The 25,515-nt window shown below is 39.0% G+C and carries 19 protein-coding genes; 2 read left to right on the forward strand and 17 right to left on the reverse strand.

Annotated features, from left to right (window positions below):
• Nucleotides 1–26: 26 nt before the first annotated feature.
• Nucleotides 27–1,778, reverse strand: a complete 1,752-nt coding sequence (locus MKY08_RS12755; protein ID WP_069513184.1) for an ABC transporter ATP-binding protein — start codon at nucleotides 1,776–1,778, stop codon at nucleotides 27–29.
• A 449-nt stretch (nucleotides 1,779–2,227) separates the two neighbouring features.
• Here MKY08_RS12755 and MKY08_RS12760 point away from each other — a divergent pair, with 449 nt between their 5' ends.
• Nucleotides 2,228–2,986, forward strand: coding sequence for a TerC family protein (locus MKY08_RS12760; protein ID WP_069513183.1), 759 nt, complete (start codon nucleotides 2,228–2,230; stop codon nucleotides 2,984–2,986).
• A gap of 301 nt (nucleotides 2,987–3,287) precedes the next feature.
• Nucleotides 3,288–3,797, forward strand: coding sequence for a ferritin (locus MKY08_RS12765; protein WP_025219855.1), 510 nt, complete (start codon nucleotides 3,288–3,290; stop codon nucleotides 3,795–3,797).
• Nucleotides 3,798–3,846: 49 nt separating this feature from the next.
• On the opposite strand, the gene MKY08_RS12770 is transcribed toward MKY08_RS12765, so the two are convergent.
• The 16 genes from MKY08_RS12770 to MKY08_RS12845 all read right to left on the reverse strand — a co-directional run bounded on the left by MKY08_RS12770 (nucleotide 3,847) and on the right by MKY08_RS12845 (nucleotide 25,320).
• Nucleotides 3,847–5,034 (reverse strand): iron-containing alcohol dehydrogenase, encoded by a 1,188-nt coding sequence (locus MKY08_RS12770; RefSeq protein WP_069513182.1) that lies wholly within the window; start codon nucleotides 5,032–5,034, stop codon nucleotides 3,847–3,849.
• 17 nt (nucleotides 5,035–5,051) lie between these two features.
• Nucleotides 5,052–5,897: an N-acyl homoserine lactonase family protein gene (locus tag MKY08_RS12775; protein WP_069513181.1), complete on the reverse strand. Its 846-nt coding sequence runs from the start codon at nucleotides 5,895–5,897 to the stop codon at nucleotides 5,052–5,054.
• Between the two features lie 24 nt (nucleotides 5,898–5,921).
• Nucleotides 5,922–7,343 carry an aldehyde dehydrogenase family protein gene (locus tag MKY08_RS12780; RefSeq protein ID WP_069513180.1) on the reverse strand — a complete coding sequence of 474 codons (1,422 nt, stop codon included), beginning with the start codon at nucleotides 7,341–7,343 and terminating at the stop codon, nucleotides 5,922–5,924.
• A 94-nt stretch (nucleotides 7,344–7,437) separates the two neighbouring features.
• Nucleotides 7,438–8,442: a LacI family DNA-binding transcriptional regulator gene (locus MKY08_RS12785; RefSeq protein WP_256093232.1), complete on the reverse strand. Its 1,005-nt coding sequence runs from the start codon at nucleotides 8,440–8,442 to the stop codon at nucleotides 7,438–7,440.
• A 456-nt stretch (nucleotides 8,443–8,898) separates the two neighbouring features.
• Nucleotides 8,899–10,752: a dynamin family protein gene (locus MKY08_RS12790; protein WP_069513178.1), complete on the reverse strand. Its 1,854-nt coding sequence runs from the start codon at nucleotides 10,750–10,752 to the stop codon at nucleotides 8,899–8,901.
• Between the two features lie 263 nt (nucleotides 10,753–11,015).
• Nucleotides 11,016–11,897 carry a ribokinase gene (rbsK, locus tag MKY08_RS12795; protein ID WP_069513177.1) on the reverse strand — a complete coding sequence of 294 codons (882 nt, stop codon included), beginning with the start codon at nucleotides 11,895–11,897 and terminating at the stop codon, nucleotides 11,016–11,018.
• Between the two features lie 190 nt (nucleotides 11,898–12,087).
• A complete protein-coding gene (leuD, locus tag MKY08_RS12800; protein WP_024361062.1) occupies nucleotides 12,088–12,678 on the reverse strand; it encodes a 3-isopropylmalate dehydratase small subunit in 591 nt (196 codons plus the stop codon).
• Nucleotides 12,679–12,710: 32 nt separating this feature from the next.
• Entirely contained in the window at nucleotides 12,711–14,120 is a 1,410-nt protein-coding gene (gene leuC, locus MKY08_RS12805) for a 3-isopropylmalate dehydratase large subunit (protein WP_069513176.1), read from the reverse strand.
• Nucleotides 14,121–14,136: 16 nt separating this feature from the next.
• Nucleotides 14,137–15,237: a 3-isopropylmalate dehydrogenase gene (gene leuB / locus MKY08_RS12810; protein WP_024361064.1), complete on the reverse strand. Its 1,101-nt coding sequence runs from the start codon at nucleotides 15,235–15,237 to the stop codon at nucleotides 14,137–14,139.
• 87 nt (nucleotides 15,238–15,324) lie between these two features.
• A complete protein-coding gene (locus MKY08_RS12815; protein ID WP_069513175.1) occupies nucleotides 15,325–16,866 on the reverse strand; it encodes a 2-isopropylmalate synthase in 1,542 nt (513 codons plus the stop codon).
• Nucleotides 16,853–17,887, reverse strand: a complete 1,035-nt coding sequence (gene ilvC / locus MKY08_RS12820; RefSeq protein WP_024361066.1) for a ketol-acid reductoisomerase — start codon at nucleotides 17,885–17,887, stop codon at nucleotides 16,853–16,855. Before ilvC ends, MKY08_RS12815 begins: the two co-directional genes overlap by 14 nt.
• Nucleotides 17,888–17,986: 99 nt before the next feature.
• Nucleotides 17,987–18,502: an acetolactate synthase small subunit gene (gene ilvN, locus MKY08_RS12825; protein ID WP_024361067.1), complete on the reverse strand. Its 516-nt coding sequence runs from the start codon at nucleotides 18,500–18,502 to the stop codon at nucleotides 17,987–17,989.
• Complete coding sequence (ilvB, locus tag MKY08_RS12830; protein ID WP_069513174.1) at nucleotides 18,499–20,262, reverse strand: biosynthetic-type acetolactate synthase large subunit; 1,764 nt, start codon at nucleotides 20,260–20,262, stop codon at nucleotides 18,499–18,501. The genes ilvN and ilvB overlap by 4 nt, the downstream gene beginning before the upstream one ends.
• A gap of 510 nt (nucleotides 20,263–20,772) precedes the next feature.
• Nucleotides 20,773–22,443: a dihydroxy-acid dehydratase gene (gene ilvD, locus MKY08_RS12835; RefSeq protein WP_069513173.1), complete on the reverse strand. Its 1,671-nt coding sequence runs from the start codon at nucleotides 22,441–22,443 to the stop codon at nucleotides 20,773–20,775.
• A 391-nt stretch (nucleotides 22,444–22,834) separates the two neighbouring features.
• Nucleotides 22,835–24,157: a D-arabinono-1,4-lactone oxidase gene (locus MKY08_RS12840; RefSeq protein ID WP_069513172.1), complete on the reverse strand. Its 1,323-nt coding sequence runs from the start codon at nucleotides 24,155–24,157 to the stop codon at nucleotides 22,835–22,837.
• A complete protein-coding gene (locus tag MKY08_RS12845; RefSeq protein ID WP_069513171.1) occupies nucleotides 24,145–25,320 on the reverse strand; it encodes an amino acid deaminase/aldolase in 1,176 nt (391 codons plus the stop codon). Before MKY08_RS12845 ends, MKY08_RS12840 begins: the two co-directional genes overlap by 13 nt.
• Nucleotides 25,321–25,515: the final 195 nt, after the last annotated feature.

Here is a 25,515-nt window from a genome sequence, read left to right on the forward strand (position 1 = left end):
ATTTACTTTATAATCTTACATTCTACTTAACTTTCAATTGGTTGAATGACTCTTTCACTTTCGGCTTTGCGAAATTGAATATGATGAAGTTTAGCAAAAATACCATCTTGTGCAACTAATTCCTCATACGTGCCGTCCTCTTCAATCCCATTTTGTGTTACAACGAGCACACGATCTGCATTGCGGATGGTCGCAAGGCGGTGTGCAATAATAAGCGTTGTTCGATTTTCAGCAAGCTCTGCTAACGACTGTTGGATAATCATTTCCGTTTCGGTATCTAATGCAGAGGTTGCTTCGTCTAAAATTAAAATCGGTGGATTTTTCAAGAACATACGAGCAATAGCAATACGTTGCTTTTGCCCGCCTGATAACTTTAAGCCACGCTCACCAATTTGTGTTTCATAACCATCTGGCAATTCAGCAATAAAGGACTCGAGATGAGCTCTTTTAGCAGCTTCCTGAACCTCTTCATCACTTGCTCCTAAACGTCCATACGCAATGTTTTCTCGAATTGTTCCTGTAAATAAAAAGACATCCTGTTGGACAATACCAATTTGTGCGCGAAGAGAGGCTTGAGTCATATCTCGCACATCCAAACCATCAATCGTAATGGCTCCATGATGGACATCATAAAACCTTGGAATTAAAGAACATATAGTAGTTTTCCCTGCACCCGATGGTCCTACAAAGGCAATTGTTTGGCCTGCCCGTACATCAAATGAAATATCTTTTAAAACAGCTTTAGACGCATCATAATTAAAATCGACATTTTTAAATGATATGTCCCCGCATAAATGTGTAACTGGTTGTGCATCGTCTCGATCCTGAACTTCAGGCTCCTGCTCTATCAACTCACGAAAGCGCTTAAAGCCTGCCATACCTTTTGGATACAGTTCTAGCAAAGCACTAATTTTATCAATAGGTTTAATCAGAACATTCGTATACAAAACGAAGCTGACAAGTCCCCCATACGATAATTTCCCATTAAAGCTTAACCATGCGCCCACAACTAGGACTACTAATGTTAACAAACGAGTCATCATATAGATGCTTGAATGCGCCCCTGCCATAATTTTATAGGCGTATAATTTTGCTGAACGGAAATAGCTATTTTGTTCCTTAAAACGCTCCATTTCAAATGCTTCATTTGTAAATGATTTCACAACGCGTACACCAGACACACTATCCTCTACGCGACCGTTGACATCTGCAATTTTTCCGTACAACGTTTTCCATGCATTATTCATCTTGATGTTACTAACCGTAACAAGCCACATTAAAAATGGCACCATAATAGCTGCTATGAGCGCAAGTGTTGGATTGATATTAAACATAATGACGAAAGCGCCCAAAAATGTCATGATGGCAATGAATAAATCCTCTGGTCCATGGTGAGCAAACTCTCCTATATCAAATAAATCATTCGTAATTCGACTCATAATATGACCCGTTTTTGTATTATCAAAAAAACGGAATGATTGACGCTGTACATGATTAAATAGCTCCTGTCGCATATCGGTTTCAATATTGATGCCAAGTTTATGCCCTAGGTAATTGACGATAAAGTTTAGTACTGTACTAAGAGCATATACTAGTAATAGTAAAATACTCACTTTAACAATCATGCCCCAATCTCCTGTAGGAAGTAGCTTGTCAATAAACCATTGTACAGCTAAAGGAAAGGCTAGCTCTAGTATTGCTACGACAATGGCACTGGAAAAATCAATAGCAAATAATCGTTTATGTGGTTTGTAGTATGAAAAAAACTTTTTATACATATACGTCTCCCCTCTAAGTTGTTAAAAAAATTCACTTATCATCATATAGTACCACTCATGAGAAAAATTAGGAAAAAATTTAGTATACCATTACATTTCTATTTGCTTTTTGCGAACAACGTGCTATAATCCTTAGTAAGAAGAATTGAATAGCTTTTGACATTTTTGTCAAAGGGGAGTAGCTAGCAGATGTGAGCGATACATCTGATTTCACATTCGTCATTACATGGTAGCAGCCATCGGGTGTGATAGCAAACTCATCTAATTTCCTACATAGATGAGTACTGTACTAGAAATTATTGGTACAAATTATTATTTGGAGCTTCCAAATAATTGCTTAGCAAGACCTTTGCCTATTTTTTAGGCATGGGTCTTTTTCTTTTGCCTAAAATTAAAAATAGGAAAGAGCATATTATTCATTTCTGTCCACAACAAAGGAGGAAACATATTTGGAAGCGATTTTATTAGAATACGCTTGGGTACTTGTCGTATTAATTGTACTAGAAGGTCTGTTAGCAGCAGATAACGCGGTCGTAATGGCCGTGATGGTAAAACATTTACCAAAAGCACAACAACAAAAGGCATTATTATACGGATTAGTTGGTGCATTCGTTTTCCGTTTTGCCGCACTATTCTTAATTACAACACTCGTGAATTTCTGGCAAATTCAGGCATTAGGTGCTGCTTACTTGTTATTCATGTCAATTAAACATATTTACGATTCGCGGAAAGCCGCCGGAGAATCAGATGAAATTAAAGAACCTAAAAAACAATCTGGTTTCTGGATGACCGTTATTAAAGTAGAACTAGCGGACATTGCTTTTGCAGTAGACTCCATTCTAGCTGCAGTAGCAATCGCTGTGACATTGCCGCACTTAGGTAATTTCGATGTCGGTGGTATTAATGCAGGACAATTCGGTGTTATGTTCCTTGGTGGTATTATCGGGGTTGTTATGATGCGATTTGCGGCACGCTGGTTCGTACGTGTACTAGAAAAATTCCCGTCACTTGAAACAGCTGCATTTTTAATCGTTGGTTGGGTTGGCGTAAAGTTAGCAGTCTTAACATTAGCACATGAAAAATTAGGCTTTATTCCTCACGAATTCCCACATTCAACAATGTGGAAAGCAACATTCTGGATCGTGTTACTTGCGATTGCGCTAATCGGCTACTTAGTTGGTGTCAAAAACCAAAAGAAAGAAGCATAATGTATCATTTCGTCTAGACTCAACGTCTGGGCGAATTTTTTTGCCAAAAACAGATGGCGTCTTTTACTAGCTTGGTGGCGATTTGCGTTCGTTTAGTGGCGATTCGTACTGGTTTGGTGGTGGTATCCCATGATTTAGTGGCGATTCTCCAAAATTAAAAAACTAAATCTTCTAATTGAGAACGAATATCAATTTAATTTTGCAGCATTTATGACGAAAAATATCTTTTTCTGTATGTTGACCACCTTTCGCTATATACTATGAGAAGTAGAAGGTATTTACTGCAAAGGGAGGAACTACTATGTTATCAGAAAAACTACACACAGCACTTAACGAACAAATGAATTTTGAATTTTACTCCGCGCATGCCTATATGGCAATGGCTGCATTTTGCACAGATCAAGATTACGATGGGTTTGCTAATTTCTTTTTAGTGCAAGCAGAAGAAGAACGTTTCCATGCAATGAAATTTTATAATTTTTTAAGTGATATGGGCTATCGTGCAACAATCCATGGCTTTGACAGTCCAGAAAATCATTTCAACTCTATTTTGCATGCCTTTAAAACAGCTTTGTCACATGAAAAAGAAGTAACGCGTCGTATCTACAACTTATCCGATATTGCATTAGATGAACGTGAACACGCAACAATGGCATTTTTAAAATGGTTCATTGATGAGCAAGTAGAAGAAGAATCAACGTTCGATACATTAATCCGAAAAATTGAACGCATTGAAAATGATTCCAATGCTATCTTTATGCTTGATGCGGAATTAGCTACACGAACATTTACACCTGGTGCTGAAGCTTAATAAATAATGAAGGGCTGTATCCATTGATACGGCCCTTTTCATTTATTGTCTACATTGTTTGTCGTTTCGGTTCGCGAATTTCCCCATCAAATGCTGCGCGATAGATAGCCAAAATATCTTCTCGATTCAACGGCATCGGACTTCGCGCTAAAATTCTTGTCTGTTTCGTGGCATCATCCGTTAATTGTTCAAGTGCTAATTCCGGTATGGCAAACCCTTTCAAAGTTGAAGGAATATTTACATCCTTTATTAGTTGCTGTAATGCCACTACACATTTAAAGGAAGCATCTTCTTGCGATAAATAACTAGATGACAATCCCATTGCATCTAAAATATCCTTCATGCGTTTTTCGCAACTTTGACGAATATAGCCCATAACGTATGGTAGTAATACAGCGTTCGAATCTCCATGTGCAATATGGTATTGACCACCAAGAGGATAAGCCAAAGCATGCACCCCTGCTACACCTGCATTAAAAAATGCTAAGCCTGCTAAATAACTGCCATAACTCATATCTGAGCGCGCTTGCTTATTCTTACCGTCATGTACCGCTGTACGAATTGAACTACTAATTAATTTAATCGCTTGAAGTGCAAGACCATCTGTCACTTCATTTGCATTAATTGAAACATATGCTTCAATTGCGTGTGTTAACGCGTCAACGCCCGTAGCAGCCGTTACCTTTGATGGTAAAGAAATTGTTAATTCTGGATCTACAATGGCTACATCAGCTAGTAAATAATCATGTGTCACGACATCCTTAGTCGTTTTTAACGATAAAACCGAAATATTTGTAACTTCCGACCCTGTACCCGAAGTTGTTGGAATTAGAATTTTGGGAAGCCCTTTATTTTCAAGTGTTTTTGTACCTGTTAAATTTAAATAATCAGCGACTTTGCCGTCATGAGTAGCTAATACGGCAGCTAGCTTTGCTAAATCTAATGCACTTCCGCCACCTAATCCGATAACTAAATCAAATTGATGCTTTCTTGTATAGTCTACCAGTTGTTCCCCAATTACAAGAGGTGGCTCTGGAGCAATGTCAGTATAAAGGGTCGTACGATAACCATTCTCTTGTAAAGGCTTATTAATATGCTCCACTATACCTAACTCTTTTAACAACGGGTCCGTTACGATTAATATATTCTTTGCTTCGAATTTTTTTACTTCTACAAGTAAATGCTGTAGACTCCCCCAACCTATATAGTTTGTAGGAGTAAAGGTAAGTTTACTCATGTTCGTTATACTCCTATCTATTCATAATAGCCTTCTGTTGATTTTCTAAATGATTTAAATTGCACGGGGTCATGGCCGAACCATACTTGTGAATTTGTTTCATTTGCTAATCTTCGAATTCGTTCAACAGTTGAGTTATAACCTACTGAATCATAGATAATACCAGGAGGCTTAACCGGTGGTCCAAAGCTTTCAGCTGTGTAAATAGCGTCTGACGCTAAAATGATTCCCCCTGTTTCCGGCATATTAATATGCAAGCCTAGCATACCCCAAGCATGCCCACTACCAAAATTCAATATATTTATACCTTCTGCAAGTTTCACATTATCTTCACCACGTTTGATTAGGCGCCACTGTAAGTTGTTTTTAATCCACATATCTATATCACCCCAAACATACGCACCATCCTTAACATTTCTCGCGTATGTTTGTAACGTTCCATTAAATTCATCTTCCTGCACAATGATCGTTGCATTTGTAAAAAGTTCTAAACAACCTGCATGATCTAAATGAAGATGTGAAGCAACTACATATTTAATATCCTCTGGGCGAACTTTTAATTCTTCTAACCGATGATGTAAATAGCATTCCTCTGGCATATTAATAGGGAATGCTTTTTGTGTAAATTCACCCCACCTTCCTTCGGGTCCCATTGAGTTTGGATTACATGCTGTATCAAATAAAATTTTTCCTTCTGGATGATCAATTAAAACTGTATAAACCGGAAATTCAACAAATTCATTTGGTTGATTCGGGTGATCAATCGTTGCTGGATTATGCATTGCAATCATATAGTTTTTATCCATGCGCATCGTTCCATTATCCATAACAAATAGTTTAGCGTGCTTGTTTATCATCTTCATTTTACAAACATCCCCATTTCATTATTAGTTGTTATTCCAAATAACTAGTTTCATTTCGGTCATTTCTTCGATTGCATATTTAATACCTTCCTTACCTGTTCCACTGTCTTTTACTCCTCCATATGGCATATGATCTACTCGGTATGTAGGTACATCATTTATAATGACACCACCTACTTGTAATTTTTTGGATGCCTTAAACGCTGTTTCAATAGATGTAGTAAAGATGCCAGCTTGTAGACCATAATTCGAATCATTTATTGCTTCGATTGCTTCATCTATTGTGGACACAGTGTTAATGATAACGACAGGCGCGAAAATCTCTTCACAGGAAACGCGGCTGTGAGATGGTACATTATAAAGGACTGTAGGTAATAAAATATTGTTTTCAATCCGACCTCCAGTAATAATTTGTGCCCCTTCATTTACTGCCTCTTGAATCCAAGCATATGCACGTTGTTGTTCAGTTTCTGAAATCATTGTTGTTAAATCTGTTTTTGGGTCAAGCGGATTCCCTAACTTTAGTTGGATAATTTTTTCTGTAAACTGTTTTAAAAACGAATCAAGAACATTGTCCATAACATAAATACGTTGCAAGGAAATACATACTTGACCTTGGTTTGAAAACGCTCCCATTACAATACGATCCATTATGTTTTCTAATGGAACACCTCCATCGACAATTACTCCCGCATTAGAACCAAGTTCTAACGTTACCTTTTTCAATCCTGCTCGATTACGAAGGGAGATACCTACTGCTGGACTGCCTGTAAATGTAATCATTTTCACTTGTGGATGTGCTAAAAATGTATCCCCGATGAGTTTTCCAGAGCCCGTAACTAAATTAAATGCACCTGCAGGCAAGTCTGTTTGCGCAAGTAATTTTGCTAAAAAATGTGCAGATAGTGCCGTTTGTGTTGCCGGTTTTAACACAATTGTATTTCCTGCCGCTAATGCTGGGCCGACTTTATGTGCGACAAGATTTTGAGGGAAATTAAATGGCGTAATTGCCGCTATAACGCCAATCGGTTCCCTCAACGTATAAGCAAAGCGCCCTTCTCCACCTTTTGAAGCATCCATCGGAATCAATTCACCTGCAAGGCGCTTCGCTTCTTCAGCGGCAAATTTATATGTTTCAATTGTTCGGTCTATTTCTGCAACTGCATACTTAAGTGGCTTTGCAGATTCTAACGAAATAATAGTAGCCGCTTCTTCTCGATGCTCAGCAAATAAATTCGATAATTGTTCCAAAATTTGAGCTCTCTGAATTGCTGTTAACATTGCCATTTTTGAAGTAGCTGCATGTGCGGACTCAATTGCCTGTTGCACATCAATCTCAGTTGCTACCGCAAACTGACCAATTAATTCTTTTGAATACGGGGCGTAAACATCTAAATATTGATCCGTCATACGCCACTCACCATTCAACAGTAAATGTTTCTTCAAATCCTCACTCCCTTTTTATGGTTACGTATTCATTTCAGAAAATAAAGAAATGAATACGTAACCATTCTAGTATAAAAAAATAAACTGACACTCATCAGTTCATTTTTTTACCTGTTGTGTTTCTTGGGAAAAGTTTAACAGATTCTGTTTGCTGGATGCAAGTACTTTTTTTCTCCATTACATCAAATAATTTCTCAATCGCTAAAAACCCTAAATTTTTTTCTGATTTGATGCCAACTGTCGTCAAAGAAATAGATTGATGTTTACTCAGCTCTACATTATCAATTCCAATTACATTAAAATCGTTAGGAATATCCAATCCTTGTTCTAAGCATTGGTTGAGTATTTCAATGGCAATAGCATCTGTTGCAGCGCAAATTGCTGTCGGTCTTGGAGATAGCAGCAATAGTTCTTCAAACACTCGTTTTATATCACCTTTGCTCGTATTTGTAAAAAATGTCGGCACTGTATTTATTGCTATGCCCGCCTCTACTAACGCCTTTTTAAAACCCTCATATCTTCCCAAAAACGTACTCATTTCATGGGGACCCCCTATCCAACAAAGGTCCGTATGTCCTAAAGTCAGTAGATGATTAGTCGCTAAATAGCCTGCTTCTATATTATCTATTTCTACAAAATGTCTATTTTCTTGATGTTTACGATTAAACATAATAAAAGGTATCTCCAGTTTTTCAAGTTTATAAAATAATGGATCCGTATACCTTATAGATGATAAAATAATCGCATCCACCTTTGTTTCTAACACGGAATTGTAAATAGTCGCTAGATTATCTTCCGTTCCAAAATACACGTTTACCTTATAACCTCTGGCATTTGCATAATTTACAATTTCGGTTGTTGTATCGACAAAAAATGGATTATGCAAAGGTCCAGAAATTAAAGTAATTATCCCTGTCTTTTGTTGTACAAGTGATCTTGCAATATCGTTTGGGACATAATTTAATTGTTCAATTGCCTCCATGACTTTTTTTAATGTTTTCGGTTTCACGAGTTCAGGAGTATTTAACACTCGTGAAACAGTTGTCTGTGAAACACCGGCATACTTTGCTACATCTTTAGAAGAAACCAAAAAAACCACCCATTTCATCTTTCTATGCCTATTTTATACCATCAAAAGGATAATGTTAATAGCATTAAACTAGTTAAGGTATAAGCACAATCAAAGTTATCCATTTTATCTGCAATATACTATATAAAATAAAGAGACTGGGGCATAACTAAAAAAATTTAAGGAACAGAGGAAAGGTGTTCATAAATTTTTGCTATATGGAGAACTTAGCTATTCTTGCTTTTGCAATAAATAAAAATTCAGAAGTGTTCACTAGTTGTTGGTAGCGGAAGCGGTGACTCCTGCGGGAACAGCACACAATGTAAGACGTAACAGACCGCGCGTTAGCTAGGGTTGCGGCTTACGGTGTGCCCGCGGAAAGCACCGCCGTAGCGGACAACAACGGCGTAGCAAAAAAGTGTTAGATTGACTGCCATCAATCTAACACTTTTTCTATTTTGCCCCAACCTCTTGAACTAACAACTATTATTCGATACCATATTGAATTTCTAATTTATTCGGTATGGCGGGTATATCGTTTGATTTAACATCCGTCTCGGCAAGTCGTAATGGCTGTAGTAGATACTTACTTTCAACATCAAATGGAATGGCTACACTTTCCATTTTGTTATTCATTTGACTTCTCGCCAGTAAGCCATTTTTGGATAAATCAATGCTCGTAATCGAATCGATTGTTTCTTTTAGCATTTGCTGATCTTTCGGGCGCAGTGGCATCCTTTCTTCCATAAGAAACGGTTGGATATTTTCTTTAATAAATCCTTGTGCCTCGATTAAACAAGAAAATTCATTTAACTTAGCAGCATATAATTTTAGTTGGCGTTTCTCTTTTGCACGTTGCTGATTCAACTCGTTTACCTTTTTCTCAATTCGAGCTAAACGTTTTTTGGATAACTCAATCAAATAGTTTTGGACTGTATGCATTTCTTCCACAATGATAGCTTCCGCTTCCCGTACTTTCGCATGCTGCGTAACACACACTTCTTGCTGTTCATTTAAACGCAGAACACGTTCTTTGAAAAAATCATTTTGTGTATGATGGCCAAAAATGGCTTTCATTAACCCTTTTCCATGAATTTTTTTATGTTGTGCGTCCAAACGCTCATATTCTCTCATATATTCATTATGCATATTACGATATTCACGTAATGCCTGTTGATAGATCACTGCTTTTTCAGTAAATTGTTCAACGAAATCATCTTGTAAAAAATCATGTTGTGAAATCGTTTGTAAGAGCTGATACAAAGTTTGAACATTTTTGAAGACGTTTGCTACCTGCTCGTATTCCTGTTCATATTCTTGTACAATGGCTAAATCACGCTGATAACGCGAAAATTCATATTGTGTATCTCCCGCAAATTTTTCTATGTTTTCTACTGCTGATTGAAACGGGTCACGTTCCGGTATAACCGTTAATTCGAAACGGAAACGCTCAAGCCATTGTAAAAAACGAATAATAATGGCGTACGTTTTTTTATCGCTATTCTCCGCAACACGTTGAATTTGTGCAATTAGATTATCATATTGGCTACGCTGCCATAACGCTTTATTGTCTGTTTGTTGTGCTTCAAGGGCATCCATTGCTGAAATGGCTACAAAATCACTTAATAAATGACCAATTCGTTCTTTTTCAGAACGAATAAATGCTTCTGTATTATTATTTTTATCAATGCCATTAACGATACAAAGTGGAACTACCCCTTTATTTTTTAAGGCTTCCATTAATAAAACTTCTGCATCGATTGCCATTGATTCTGAACGTAACACCCAAAAAATTTCATCCACTCGATTGATTAGCGATTCGGAGAAGTATGCCATCTCTCCCCCACCCGCTTCTAATGAGACCGAATCGATAATTGTCACAGATTTTAATAACTCATGCTTCACATATACTTCTAGATAATCTAAATGTTCACGTAAAATTTGTGATGCAAACGTATCACCTGTAGTAAGTAATTCTAATTTGCTCATATCAAATATTGCCACCATACCATCTAAAAAATATGCTTTAATTTCCTCATGCTCACCATATCGTAAAAACGTGTTAACCCCTGTCGGATTTTGATCGCTTACAGGTAAAATAGAACGACCAAGAAGACCATTCACCATTGTTGTTTTTCCTACTCGTTCTTTTCCGACTATCAGTACCATTGTTTGATTGTTTGCATCTTGGATTATACGATTTAAGTGCTTAGCTGTATCTTTCACATATGTATTTTGTACAATAATGCTGTGCAGTTGACGTAAACGATCCACAAACTGTGGCAAAATATTATTCGCTGAGGCTGTATAGTCGATTGGCGTAGTGTCAATATTCGTCATCCTCAAAACCTACTTTCATATGTATCTATAGTTCCATTATAAATGAAACTATTCGATTTCTTATATATAGTCATAAAATTTTATGACAAAAAAGGACAAACTACTTAGTTCGAGTTGTCACAAATAGGATTTCCTTCTTAGGTTAAATTTCTCTATTTTTCACATTTATCGCACAACTAGGTATATGCAATGATAGTGCCTCATGCTAATTACTAGAAAAAATCCACACATCCTATCACTTTACTTGTGAAACATAATGTTATTTATTCGTCAAACCCAGCCATTCTCGCATAAACTTTACTAAGTGTTGGCATACCGCCTTGTGCACTTACTTGCTCAACCGCAAGCGAGGCCGCTATATTCGCAAAGTATACTGCTTCATCCAACGACTGCCCCTCTACTAATGCATAGGCAAGCGCTCCATTAAAAGTATCCCCAGCTCCAGTTGTATCCACTGCTTTTGTCATATAGCCAGGGACATGAATAGGATATTCGCCATCAAAATAACGCGCCCCATCACGACCAAGTGTAATAATTAGTTTATTCGGATATTTTTCGAGCATTTGATCGAAATCATTTCCAAATAGCTGGGCACACTCCACTTCATTTGGTGTCAAGTAGGTAATATCATCCATCCAGCGCATATCAAAGTTCGCCGCAGGGGCTGGGTTTAACAGCACTGGTACATTCACTTCTTTACATAATTTTATAGCATGTGCTGTCGTCTCCATCGGAATTTCAAGCTGTAAGATCACCATTTGACTTTGCATAATGACATCTTTTACAGCATCCAAATGTGTTGGTTTCAGCATATAATTTGCTCCTGGTACTACGATGATACGATTATCATTTTGATGCACTAAAATATTTGCAATGCCCGTTGATTCTGGAGTTGTTAGAAGTGATGTTGTATCAATATGCTCCTGCTCCAAAACCGTTCGCAATGTATGCCCAAAACGATCATCGCCTACACAACCAATCATTGTGACGCTGCTACCTAGACGAGCCGCTGCAATCGCCTGATTAGCCCCCTTTCCTCCAGGACTTGTTTGAAATTGTTGCCCAAGAACTGTTTCTCCCTGTTGTGGGAAATCCGCCATTTGTATCACTAAATCCATATTTAAACTACCAATTACAGTAATCATCTAAATCATCCTTTCGATTCCTTCTTTCTATTTTAACGACTTGACAAAAGAAAGACAAAGGCTTCCTTGTTCCAATATTTCGAAGTCTCTGCGCTGGCAACATCCCCCATCAAAGCTAAAAACGTTTACAGCAAAAAAGTGTTAGATTGATTCCAGTCAATCTAACACTCTTCTCAGCTTTACTTGCCCATTAGTAGGCTACACGTTGTGCTTCATAGGCAGCAATATGGTCTTCGTATTTAAATGTTAGGGCAATTTCATCCCAGCCATTTAGTAATGTTTCTTTATAATAAGAATCAATGTTAAATGTATAAACTTTGCCATCTTCACCTGTTACTGTTTGTGCTTCAAGATTTACTTCGACATGATAAGGTTTCTCTAAACCTTTTGCTAAAATTTCATCGCACTCTGCTTCCGTTAATTTGATAGGTAATATACCATTTTTGAAGCAGTTATTATGGAAAATATCCGCAAATGAAGGGGCAATAACGACGTTAAAGCCATAATCTAAAATTGCCCACGGTGCATGCTCACGTGAAGAGCCACAGCCAAAATTATCTTGCGCTACTAAAATTTTAGAGTTTTTAAATTCTGCTTTATTTAATACAAAGTCCTGTACTTCATTGCCTTGTGCATCAAAACGCCAATGATAAAATAAAAATTGACCAAAGCCTGTACGCTCAATGCGTTTTAAAAACTCTTTTGAAATGATTTGATCTGTATCGACATTTTTACGATCAAGTGGTGTTATCACACTATTTACGATATTAATTGGTTGCATTTTCAATCATCCTTTCCGTGTAAATGGTGCGTTTACACAGTTTCCTTCACGAATTCTCGTACATCTACAAAGTGACCTGCAATCGCTGCAGCGGCTGCCATCGGAGGTGATACTAAGTGCGTGCGAGCACCAGCACCTTGACGACCTTCGAAATTACGGTTTGAGGTAGATGCACAGCGTTTACCAGCTGGGACCACATCATCATTCATCGCTAAGCACATTGAACAACCGGATTCGCGCCATTCAAAACCTGCATCAATGAAAATTTTATCTAAACCTTCTGCTTCTGCTTGTTTTTTTGTAGAATGGGAACCTGGGACAACAATTGCTGTTACGTTTTCATGCACTTTACGTCCTTGAATAACATTTGCAGCAGCTCGTAAATCACTTAAACGTGAGTTCGTACATGAGCCAATAAATACGTATTGGATATCGATTGAAGTTAATGGTTGCCCTTCTTCTAAGCCCATATAGGCAAGTGCTTTACGAAGTGCAGCTTTATCTGACTCATCCTGATAATCTGCTTGCGTAGGAACATTTTGTGATACACCCGCGCCCATTGAGGGATTTGTACCCCATGTAATAATCGGCTCGATTTCCTCTGCTTTAATGATGCGGACTTCATCATATGTTGCGTCTTCATCGGATGCTAAACTTAGCCAATAAGCTGTCGCTTCTTCAAATTTCTCACCTTGTGGTGCATATTTGCGGCCACGAATATAATCCACTGTGATTTGGTCAGGTGATACAAGACCAGCCTTTGCACCCGCTTCGATGGACATATTACAGATAGTCATGCGCTCTTCCATTGACAGTTTGTGAATTGCCTCTCCAGTGAATTCCACAATATGCCCTGTACCAACGCCAATACCGAATTTCGAGATAATCGCTAAAATAATATCCTTAGCAGCAACGCCAACAGGTAGCTCTCCTTCAACGCGGATTTCCATCGTTTTTGGCTTGTTTTGCCACAATGTTTGTGTAGACATTACATGCTCTACTTCGGATGTACCGATACCAAATGCAATGGCACCAAATGCACCGTGTGTAGATGTATGCGAGTCACCACAAACAATTGTTTTGCCAGGCTGTGTTAAACCTAATTCTGGTCCAATAACGTGGACAATCCCTTGGTCAGGGTGACCCATGCCTGCCAGCTCAACACCGAATTCAGCAGCATTTTTCGCCAGTGTTTCAATTTGATTGCGTGCAATTGGATCATTGATCGTCGGTAGATTTTTCGTTGGCACGTTATGATCCATCGTCGCAAAGCTTAAATCAGGACGACGCACTTTCCGTCCATTCATACGTAGACCTTCAAATGCTTGCGGAGAAGTTACTTCATGAATTAAATGAAGATCAATATATAACAGGTCCGGTTTGCCCTCTTCCTGATAAACAACATGTTTATCCCAAATCTTTTCAATTATATTTTTTCCCATTGTCTTCACCTATTTCTTAAATATATGTTGTCATAATACTTTCCGAAACAAAACTTGTATCAATTTCATTAATGACTTTATCTGTCCATTCATTTGTAGATAGCGTGCGTCCTCCATCACGTGCAAGATCAGCTGTAAAGTACCCATCATCAAATACTGCACTTACTGCACGTTCGATTTCAGCCGCTTCTTCTGCTAGGCCAAATGAGTATTGTAACATCATAGCGACTGACAGAATCGTTGCTGCTGGATTAGCTACACCTTGCCCTGCAATTTCTGGTGCTGAACCGTGTACTGGTTCGTAAAGTCCAAAATTATCACCGCGGATGGATGCGGATGGTAGTACGCCAAGAGAACCTGTAATAACCGATGCTTCATCACTTAAAATATCACCAAACATGTTTTCTGTTACAACGACATCATAATGAGCAGGATTTGTAATTAATTTCATCGCTACGGAGTCTACTAAGTTGTGTTCCACTTGAACATCTGGATAGTCTTTTTTCTTCGCTTCTACAACTTCGCGCCATAAACGGCTAGTTTCAAGTACGTTTGCCTTATCGACTGAACATAATTTGCCTCCACGTAAACGTGCTAATTCAAAGGCATTTTCAACGATACGCTCTACTTCAGCTGTTGAGTAAACTGTTGTATCAATCGCGCCATTTTCAGTACGCATACGTGGTTCCCCGAAGTATACGCCGCCTGTAAGTTCACGTACGATCATTAAATCGACGTTTTCGGCTACTTCACGTTTTAAAGGTGAAGCCTCTAGTAAACTCGGGAACGCCTTTACTGGACGTAAATTTGCAAATAAGTCAAAGTGCTTGCGGATACGAAGTAAGCCTTTTTCTGGACGTAATTCCGGCGGGTTATTGTCCCATTTTGGCCCCCCTACTGCGCCTAGTAAAATCGCATCACTGCTCTCACACATTTCAATTGTTTCATCGGGTAGTGGATTGTTGTGTTGATCGATGGCAGCGCCTCCGATTGTTCCATATCCTAAATGGAATGTATGGTTGAAACGTTTGCCGATTACTTGTAGTACACGTATAGCTGACGCAACCACCTCTGGCCCAATTCCATCGCCAGGAAGTACTGTAATTTTTTTCTCCATCGTAAAACACCTTTCTTTGTCTAGCGTACGGTTACGCTATTTTAGTAAAGACTCTCACCTAGCAAAGCAGGTGAGAGTCAAATCAAGTTAAACGAGTTCACCTTGTGCTCGAAGACTTACCTGAATTAAATGTCGGTTAATCGCATTTAAATAAGCTTTCGCGGATGCTTCTAATACATCCTGTGAAGAGTTTCGTCCCGTTGTTGATACACCATCGTATCGGATATTAATAACAGCCTCACCAAGTGCATCACGCCCTTTGCCGACAGACTTCACTCGGTAATCAATGACATTGATAGCACCAGGCACAAGCTGTTCTAACGTATTAAATATTGCTTCCACTGAGCCTGAGCCTGTAGCCACAACATTTTTCACATTGCCTTCTGGCGTCACGACCGTCGCGGTAGCAGTTGGAATATTTTCTGTTCCATATTGCACTTGTACCATTTTAAGCTCAAACAATGGCACATCTTCGATTTGAATTTGCTGCTCTGTTAGCAGCGTTAATAAATCTTCTTCCGTAATTTCTTTTTTACGGTCGGCTAGTTTTTTAAATTCAGCAAAAGCTTTGTTTAGCTTTTCATCTGACAGTGTAAAGCCCATTGTTTCTGCACGATCACGGAAAGCAGCGCGTCCTGAATGTTTTCCAAGAACAAGCGGTACTTCTCCTTCGCCAATCAGTGCAGGTGATATAATTTCATATGTTTCAGGATTTTTTAACACGCCATCTTGGTGAATGCCCGACTCATGTGCAAACGCATTTTTACCGACAATTGCTTTATTCGGCTGAATAACGACATTCGTTAGTTTACTAACTAATTGCGATGTACGCTTAATTTCCTGTAAGTTGATGCCTGTTTCAACAGGATAGATATCTTTCCGGATATGGAGCGCTACTGCGATTTCCTCTAGAGCAACATTCCCTGCACGCTCCCCGATACCGTTAATTGTTCCTTCAACTTGTGACGCACCATTTTCGATAGCCGCAATGGTGTTAGCCGTCGCCATTCCTAAATCATCATGGCAGTGTGCTGAGAATTTCACCTTTTCAGCACCTTTGACGTTTTCTAGTAAAAATTTGAATAATGCGCCATATTCTTGCGGAGAAGCATAGCCCACTGTATCTGGCACGTTAATCGTCGTCGCGCCAGCAGCAATAACATCATTCATAATACGTACTAAAAATTCGCGATTTGAGCGGAAAGCATCTTCGGCAGACCATTGCACAAGTGGGAAGTATTTTTTCGCATATTTCACTGCTTCAATGGCTTGCTCTACCACTTGATCAGGTGATTTTTTCAACTTATATTCCATATGGATTGGAGATGTTGCTAAAAAAATATGAACATGCGGTTGTTCAGCTACTTTAATCGCTTCCCATGTTGTATCAATATCTTTTTGCACGCAACGCGCTAGCCCTGTAACGATTGAATTTTTCACAGTACCCGCAATACGCTGGACCGCATCAAAATCACCGGGAGATGAAGCAGGAAAACCTGCTTCAATAATTGTTACACCTAGACGTTCAAGTTGCTTGGCAATCTCAATTTTCTCTGCTGTATTTAAATTAATACCGGCAGATTGTTCACCATCGCGAAGTGTTGTATCGAAAATATCAATTTTTCGCACTTGTAGCCACTTCTCTCACAACTTTTTCCTTACCTTCATTGATGAATGGCATCATTGCACGTAGTTTTGCACCAACTTCTTCGATTTGGTGGTTTGCACCAGCTTCTTTGAATTTTGTATAGTCTGGACGACCATTTTCATTTTCTTGAATCCAACGACGAGCAAATGTACCATCTTGGATATCTGTTAATACGTCTTTCATGCGAGCTTTAACTGAATCGTCGATGATGCGTGGACCTGCAACATAATCACCCCACTCAGCTGTATCTGAAACAGAGTAACGCATTGTCGCCATACCGCCTTCAAACATTAAATCTACGATTAATTTTAATTCGTGTAATGTCTCAAAGTAAGCAAGCTCTGGTTGGTAGCCAGCTTCTACTAATGTTTCAAATCCAGCTTTTACTAATTGAGTTGCCCCACCGCAAAGTACAGCTTGCTCACCGAATAGATCCGTTTCAGTTTCTTCTTTGAATGATGTTTCTAGTAAACCGCCACGAGCAGCGCCAATACCTTTACCGTAAGCAAGTGCTAAATCTTTTGCTTGGCCCGTTGCATCTTGGTGGATAGCAAATAGTCCTGGTACACCAGCACCTTGTTGGAATTGACGACGCACTAGATGCCCTGGTCCTTTTGGTGCTACTAAAAATACGTCAACATCTGCAGGTGGCGTAATTTGACCAAAGTGAATATTGAAACCATGTGCAAACATAAGTGCTTTACCAGCTTCTAAATATGGAGCAATTTCAGCTTCATAAACTGCTTTTTGACGCTCATCTGGTAGTAAAATTTGGATTACATCTGCTTCTTGCGCTGCTTCCGCAACTGTTTTAACGTCTAAGCCATCAGCTTTTGCTGCATCGAAAGATCCACCTGGACGAACACCTACTACTACATCAAAACCTGATTCTTTAAGGTTTAATGCATGTGCATGACCTTGTGAGCCATAACCGATAATTGCGATTTTTTTCCCTTTTAATACGTCCTCGTTGATGTTTTGTTCATAGTACATTGTAGCCATTGTTTGTTTCCTCCTAAAATTGGGTTTGTTTTTTTTAAACTTATGAGCATTTGCAGCTTTACAGTGCCTCAAATCACAAGTTTCGATTTTATATGCAAACTATTTTAAAATAGAGAGCTGCGTATTGATGGTTTTTTGTGTTTCACGAACAGATGCCGTTGCACCTGTGCGCGTTAATTCTTTAATACCATATGGGCGAATAAGCTCAATAAAGGCATCAATTTTTTCTGGATTTCCTACCACTTGATATGTCACAACGTTTTTCGCTGTATCAATAATTTGTGGACGGAATGGCTCAACAATTGAGTTCATTTCCAGACGTAAATTTGGTGGTGAAATAACCTTCACAAGCGCTAGCTCACGAAGCACGATGGATTTATCTGTAATGTCATTGACCTTTAACACATCAATTTGCTTCGATAATTGCTTCACTAGTTGTTCAATTTTGCGCTCATCTTCTACATTCACAACAAATGTCATTTTTGAGAAGTTTGGCTGTTCAGTATGACCAACTGTAATCGATTCGATATTGAATTGACGCTTCATAAGTAAACCTGTTATACGGTTTAATACACCACTTTGATTAATCACTGTTACTGTAATTACTCGTTTCAATTCTTTTTCACCCCAATCATTTCATGTAACCCTTTACCTGGTGCAACCATAGGGTATACACATTCAAGCTGTTTTACACGGCAGTCGATTAACGCTGGCTCGTCAGAAAGAAGTGCCTCACGGAAAATACTTTCCGCTTCGTCAATTGTGTTAATTCGATAGCCTTTAATGCCGTAAGCATCCGCTAATTTAACAAAATCTGGCTGAATTGGCATAAGTGATGATGAATAACGCTCTTCATAGAATGTTTGTTGCCATTGGCGTACCATCCCTAAACAACTGTTATTTAAAATCACAATTTTTACTGGTAAGTTGAATTCTTTTAATAATGAAAGCTCTTGTGCAGTCATTTGGAAGCCTGCATCGCCTACAATCGAAACAACTTTTTTGTCTGGCTTCGCAAACTGGGCCCCTATTGCAGCTGGGAAGCCGAAGCCCATCGTACCAAGTCCACCAGACGTTACCCAACCATGATCATTGTTTAAGCGGTAATATTGCGCAGCCCACATTTGATGCTGCCCTACATCCGTCGTCACAATGGCATCACCTTCAGTAATTTTATGCACAAGTTCTAGTGCTTCCTGCGGTAACACCTCTGTGTCTCCATCTTCTTTTGAATACCACAGCGGATATTCTTTTGCATGATTGTTTAAAAATTCAAGCCATTGTTTCGTATCTGGACCTTCAAAATCTTTTTTCAGAAGAGATTTTAATGCCTCTTTTGCATCCGCTACGATTGGAATATCGGTCGGTACGTTTTTTCCGATTTCAGCTGGATCAATGTCAATATGAACGATTGTTGCATTTGGAGCAAACGTTGCTAGATTCCCTGTTAAACGGTCATCAAATCGAGCACCAATATTTAATAGTAAATCTGACTTAGTAATCGCCATATTTGCCGTTACTGTTCCATGCATTCCGGCCATTCCAATGAATAAATCGTGATCGCCATGGATGGAGCCAAGACCTAATAAGGTATTCGTCACAGGAATTTGATACTTCTCAGCGAATGTTGTTAATTCTTCACGAGCATCGGCAAATAGTACACCCGCCCCTGCTAGAATTACTGGATTTTTCGCTAGCGAAATAGCTTGAATAGCCTTTTGAATTTGCAAATAGTTCGGCTTGTATGTTGGCTGATAGCCTGGTAAATAAATTTCTTCTGGTTCTTGTGGTGGATTATTTACATCAAACAGCATTTGAGATACATTTTTCGGGAAATCTACCACAACAGGTCCTTTACGACCTGTATTCGCAATATGGAACGCTTCTTTCACTATGCGAGGGATATCATTGACATCTTGCACTTGGTAGTTGTGCTTTGTAATAGGTGTTGTAATCCCCATAATATCTGCCTCTTGGAATGCATCTGTCCCAATAACCGTTGTCGCTACTTGACCAGTAAAGACAACTAAAGGAATGGAATCAATCATCGCATCGGCAATACCAGTTACTAAGTTCGTTGCCCCTGGACCACTTGTTGCGATAACAACACCCGGCTTATTCGATACACGTGCATAGCCTTCAGCTGCGTGAATGGCACCTTGCTCGTGACGTGTTAAAATATGACGAATTGGGTTTTTGTACATTGCATCATATATTTGAAGTACTGCTCCACCTGGATAGCCAAAAATAATATCTACATCTTGATCATGCAGCGCTTGGACTAAAACGTCTGCACCATCTTTCGCTTGAAAAGTTTGTTCTACTTCTTCTGTCGCCAATTGTTCTTTTTCATTAATTGAAACATTCGCACTCATCAAAATATGCCTCCTTCTTGTCTTTCGATTCACAACAGCATACGACTACCTCATCTAGTTAATGAACACTTTAGTGATGTAACGCTGAAAAGGTTCAACTATTTATGCTGAAAACGGAATATTCTACGCTTAATAAATAATAAAAAGCCTTTTTCTCCGAACGCAAAGAACTACCTTGCGTAGGGATGAAAAAGACTTTTCATGGTACCACCCTTGTTTATAGCAATCATATTGCTACCTCGCGAATAAATGAAAGCATTTATGCACCAATGCAAGTGAACTTACATCCAATACGGTGTCATAAATCATTTATTCATTAATAACGAGCACTTCGATTATGCCCGGAACTATCTAATGGCGATCACGCGTTTAATAGTTCACTCCGAGGGGATGTCGGATCTAGTTGTATCGCCGGCTTCCAGCACGACCGGCTCTCTGGTAGATACAAGGCTCTAGAACCTTTAACCTCATCAACGTTTTAACCTATTGATTTTTTACTAGTTTTTAAGACTAAATTTTCATCACGCCACCTGTTGAGGCGCTTGTTACTAATTTTGAATATCTTGCTAACCAGCCACGTTTGATTTTCGGTTCAAACACTGGCAGTTTTGCGCGACGTTCTGCTAATACTTCATCTGAAACTTCTAAATTAATTGTACGATTTGGTAAATCAATTGTAATGATGTCACCATTTTCAACTAAGGCGATTGGACCGCCTTCTGCTGCTTCCGGCGATATATGCCCGATTGAAATACCGCGAGATGCACCGGAGAATCGACCGTCCGTAATTAATGCTACTTTCGTACCGAGACCACGACCTTGAATGGCTGATGTAGGTGCTAACATTTCTGGCATCCCTGGGCCACCTTTTGGTCCTTCATAACGAATGACGACGACATGGCCTTCCTTAACAGTACCGTTATCAATATTTTCTTGCGCTGCTTCTTGTGATTCGAAGACAATAGCTTCCCCTGTAAATACTTTAATCGAAGGATCGACAGCACCTACTTTAATGACAGAGCCATCTGGCGCGATGTTACCAAATAGCACCGATAAACCTCCGACTGGGCTATAAGGATTGTCTTTTGTACGAATAACTTGATCATTTGTAATGTGATAATCTTTGACTAGTTCGCCCATTGTTTGACCTGCAACAGTCGGACGATTTGGATGAATGGCACCTGGAATAGATGCTAATTCATTAATGATGGCACTGACACCACCTGCTTTATTGATATCATCCATTGAAATATCGGAAGCAGGCATAATTTTCGCTAAATATGGCACACGCTCTGCAACTTTATTAATATCTTCAATGTTATAGTCGATTTCAGCTTCATTTGCGATCGCTAATGTGTGAAGCACCGTATTCGTGGAACCGCCCATTGCCATATCGAGTGCAAATGCATCATCAATTGCTTCTTTTGTAATGATGTCACGTGGCTTAACGTCTTCTTTAATCATGCGCACTAATTGTTTAGCGGCTTCTTTAATCAACTTATGTCGATCTTCAGACGTAGCAACGATTGTACCGTTGCCTGGAAGTGCTACACCTAGCATTTCCATTAAGCAGTTCATGGAGTTCGCTGTGAACATCCCTGAACATGAACCACATGTTGGACATGCATTATTTTCAATATCTAACAGCTCTTCAGCTGACATATTACCTGATTTATGAGCCCCAACACCTTCAAATACTGAAGTTAATGAAAGCTGTTTTCCTGTAGCAGATGTACCTGCCTCCATTGGACCACCAGATACAAAAATTGATGGTACGTTCGTACGAACTGCTGCCATTAACATTCCTGGTGTGATTTTGTCACAGTTTGGAATGTAAAATACGCCATCAAACCAGTGTGCATTAATAACTGTTTCTGCTGAATCCGCTATAATTTCACGGCTTGGTAAAGAATAACGCATACCAATATGGCCCATTGCAATACCATCATCCACACCAATCGTATTAAATTCGAATGGAATGCCCCCCGCTTCAATTATGGCTTCTTTCACTACATCAGCAAATGTACGTAAATGAACGTGACCTGGAATAATGTCGATATAAGAGTTACAAACCCCAATAAATGGTTTCCCTAAATCTTTTGCTTTTACTTTGCCTGTTGCATATAAAAGACTACGATGTGGCGCACGATCTACGCCTACTTTAATCATGTCACTTCTCATTTTAAACGCCCCTCATTTATTGCTATGTTCGTCGCTATATACAAAATGTTCTGTCTATTTTGTTTTTACCTAGCTGATTGCCTTTGTGGCAACTGATTGTAGGAACGAACGTATTAAATTGTTGTTATCATAGTACGAATAACTAGGCTAAGTCAACAGTATTTTTTGAATTGTTTAAACAATTCAAAAACTCAGCGAAATTTGAAATCGTTTACATGCTGATTAAGCATCGGTTTTATCTCGATTTGATAAATATTTTGACATTTCGTTCAAATTTAAATTTTTTCATTATAAACACTATTTCGGTGATTATTTATCAAACATGCTTTCATCTTTCCCAATACACTTCTTAAAAAAATTTTACAATTCAGTTGTTGTTAAATTCTAAATTTTACAATATGAATAATTGCTCTAAGTAACGTGTGAAAAATACTTTGTCAGGATCATATTGTGCACGAACTGTTAAAAATTTATCTATATTTGGATATAATGCGTGTACTTGCTGTGCAGTTAAATGGCTTTGTTTTCCCCAATGTGGTCGACCATGATATTTTTGCATTAAATTATGCACCCATGTAAAATAAGGCTCTTCCGACATGCCTTTATACATATGAAAAGCAATAAAGGCGGATTCTTGTCCTTGTGTAGGACTTAAATAACCAGCCTCACCTGCTGTTGTACGGCATTCCAATGGAAAATGCACATGCAAATGTCCTTTTTTAAACATTGCATGAATTTCTTCCATGCATGCCTCAAATTGCGTTAATGATATGGCGTACTCGCTTTCTTGGAATTTGACACTTCTAGGAGATGGATAGATTTCATAGCTAATGCCAATCTTCTCGGCCTCCACAACATTGGCAGCAGCTAATTTACTCATTGCACTACTTAAAGCTGGTTTCCATTTACATAGCTCTGAAATCGCAAAAAATGCACCATTTTCTACTATTTGAAGTTTTATATTTTCTACATACTTGCGCCATTCACTTTGATACACTGGGGCCATCGCATTCATACGTTTAATTTGAATCGTTTCACTACCAGGAAAGTAAAACCATTCAACATGTCGATGCTGTCGAATATCTTGTGCAAAGGTGGCTAGTCCGTTTGTTAATGTGTCCCTTGTGCCAATATAATGTAAACTATAGAGTGGCAACACTTTTAGCGTCACTTTTACAAGTACTCCTAGCATGCCAAGTGAGACATGAAGCGCCTCGGATAAATCGTCAGTCCCTCGAATATGCTCATGATAAGTTCCATTTCCATCAACAAAACACCAGCGTGTCACAGCAGACGACAACGAACCTAAAGCCACCCCTGTTCCATGTGTACCAGTAGACACTGCTCCGGCAATGCTCTGTTCTTGAATATCGCCCATATTCATTAAGCCAAACCCATGCTTTGCAAGCAATGGTCCAATCTCATATAAATAAGTGCCCCCCCACAGTGTAGCTTCTTGGTTTTCGGCATCTATCGAAATAAGCCCGCGCATATTATGTAATGACAGTGCAATATGCTCCGGCATGGCAACAGCACTAAATGAATGAGCTGCACCTGTTACACGAATGGTTTTCTTCCTATCACGCGCATGCTTCACTACATTTACAACTTCTTCTATAGAACAAGGTAAATGCATCTCACTTGGATACGCTATTATATTGCCAGCCCAGTTCGTCCATTTCTCCCCATTTTTCCACTTCTCTACAGAAAACATTGACCATCCCCCCTGTACGTCGTAAAGCTACCTACATATTCGTCTTGCCTTATGCCATGAAGTGTTTGAAATCTTTCGCAAAGCTCTCCAGCCTTTGCATGGCGAAAATAGATGGTATCCCCAATTGTGAGTGTTTTGCCTGTTACCTTAATCGGTGTTTGCACTTCTCCTGCCCCTTCTAAACGAAGAAAGGCAAAATAGTTCGGCTCGTAAAATGCCGGGTATCGATCATTCGCCATTGCTCCAGACGCAGGATAACCACCACCATGACAGACAACAATATTAGGCGCAGGTTTCCGCGTCACACGGAGTGCAAAGCCTGCTGCTTTTGACAGTTGCAAATGGGCAAATTGATCAAAAAGGGCTGGTGCATAAAATGCTGAACCAACTGTAATTTCTGTTACTTCCTTCTGCTCCGCAGTATATATCATACTGCCTGTACCTCCACCATTAACAAAGCGTAATTGAGGAAAATAGGCTTTTACATGCGCAATAGCTAATCTACGAAATTGGGTTACTTGCTTTTTGGCTTGAGTTTGCATGAAATCTATTAATCTACCTTTTATAGCATTAGCAGGTCGATTGCCAACACCAGCTATTTGCGCCTCATATCCCATAACGCCTACAACTTCTATATGCGACTGCTGTTTTATATAAGTTAAAAAAGGCGTGATAGACTCCAGCGAGTCAAGAGATGAGCGCTTTGTACCAAAATAAAGTACTTTAAAATCAGTAGATAAATTAATATCGATACAGATGGATACCTTTACATCAAGCTCCGCTCCTATTTTTTCTAAAAACGCAACTTGCTCACATCTATCTACCATAAATGTGACGGTTTTTCCCTCTTTTACATAGTGCAATAGCTTGCGTACAGCCATATCTTCCATAACAGGATAACCAAGCAGCACATCATCGAAATTTTTTTGGAGTAAAAAGATGGATTCTGCCGCGGTAAATGTCATAAATCCTGTTATATTCGACAGATGTTGTTGTAGATATTGCAACACCTCCACCGAGCGTATTGATTTTGTTGCTATACGGATTTTTTTTTGCCCACAAGCTTGTTGCACCGTTGCAATATTATCATCAAGTGCATCAAGGTCTAACCAAGCAAATGGACGCTCTATGCCATGGAAAGCCTGTTGAAATCTCGTTGTCATTTAATCCCCCTCGTATGATTTATATTGGTCAAGTACAAGAAAAATACACCGAAAGCTTGTCTACTTCACAATAGGCAACAAAAAACAACCGTGTATTACGACGAAATTGCCTTCACGGTTGTTTTAGTATAGGTCAAGCATTGTACTCACCTTTCTATTAGATTTTTAAGAGATTAGGATGCCAATAAAAACTCA

Origin of the sequence: Lysinibacillus sp. FSL M8-0337 (assembly GCF_038593855.1) — a bacterium.
Lineage (GTDB): Bacteria > Bacillota > Bacilli > Bacillales_A > Planococcaceae > Lysinibacillus > Lysinibacillus sphaericus_D.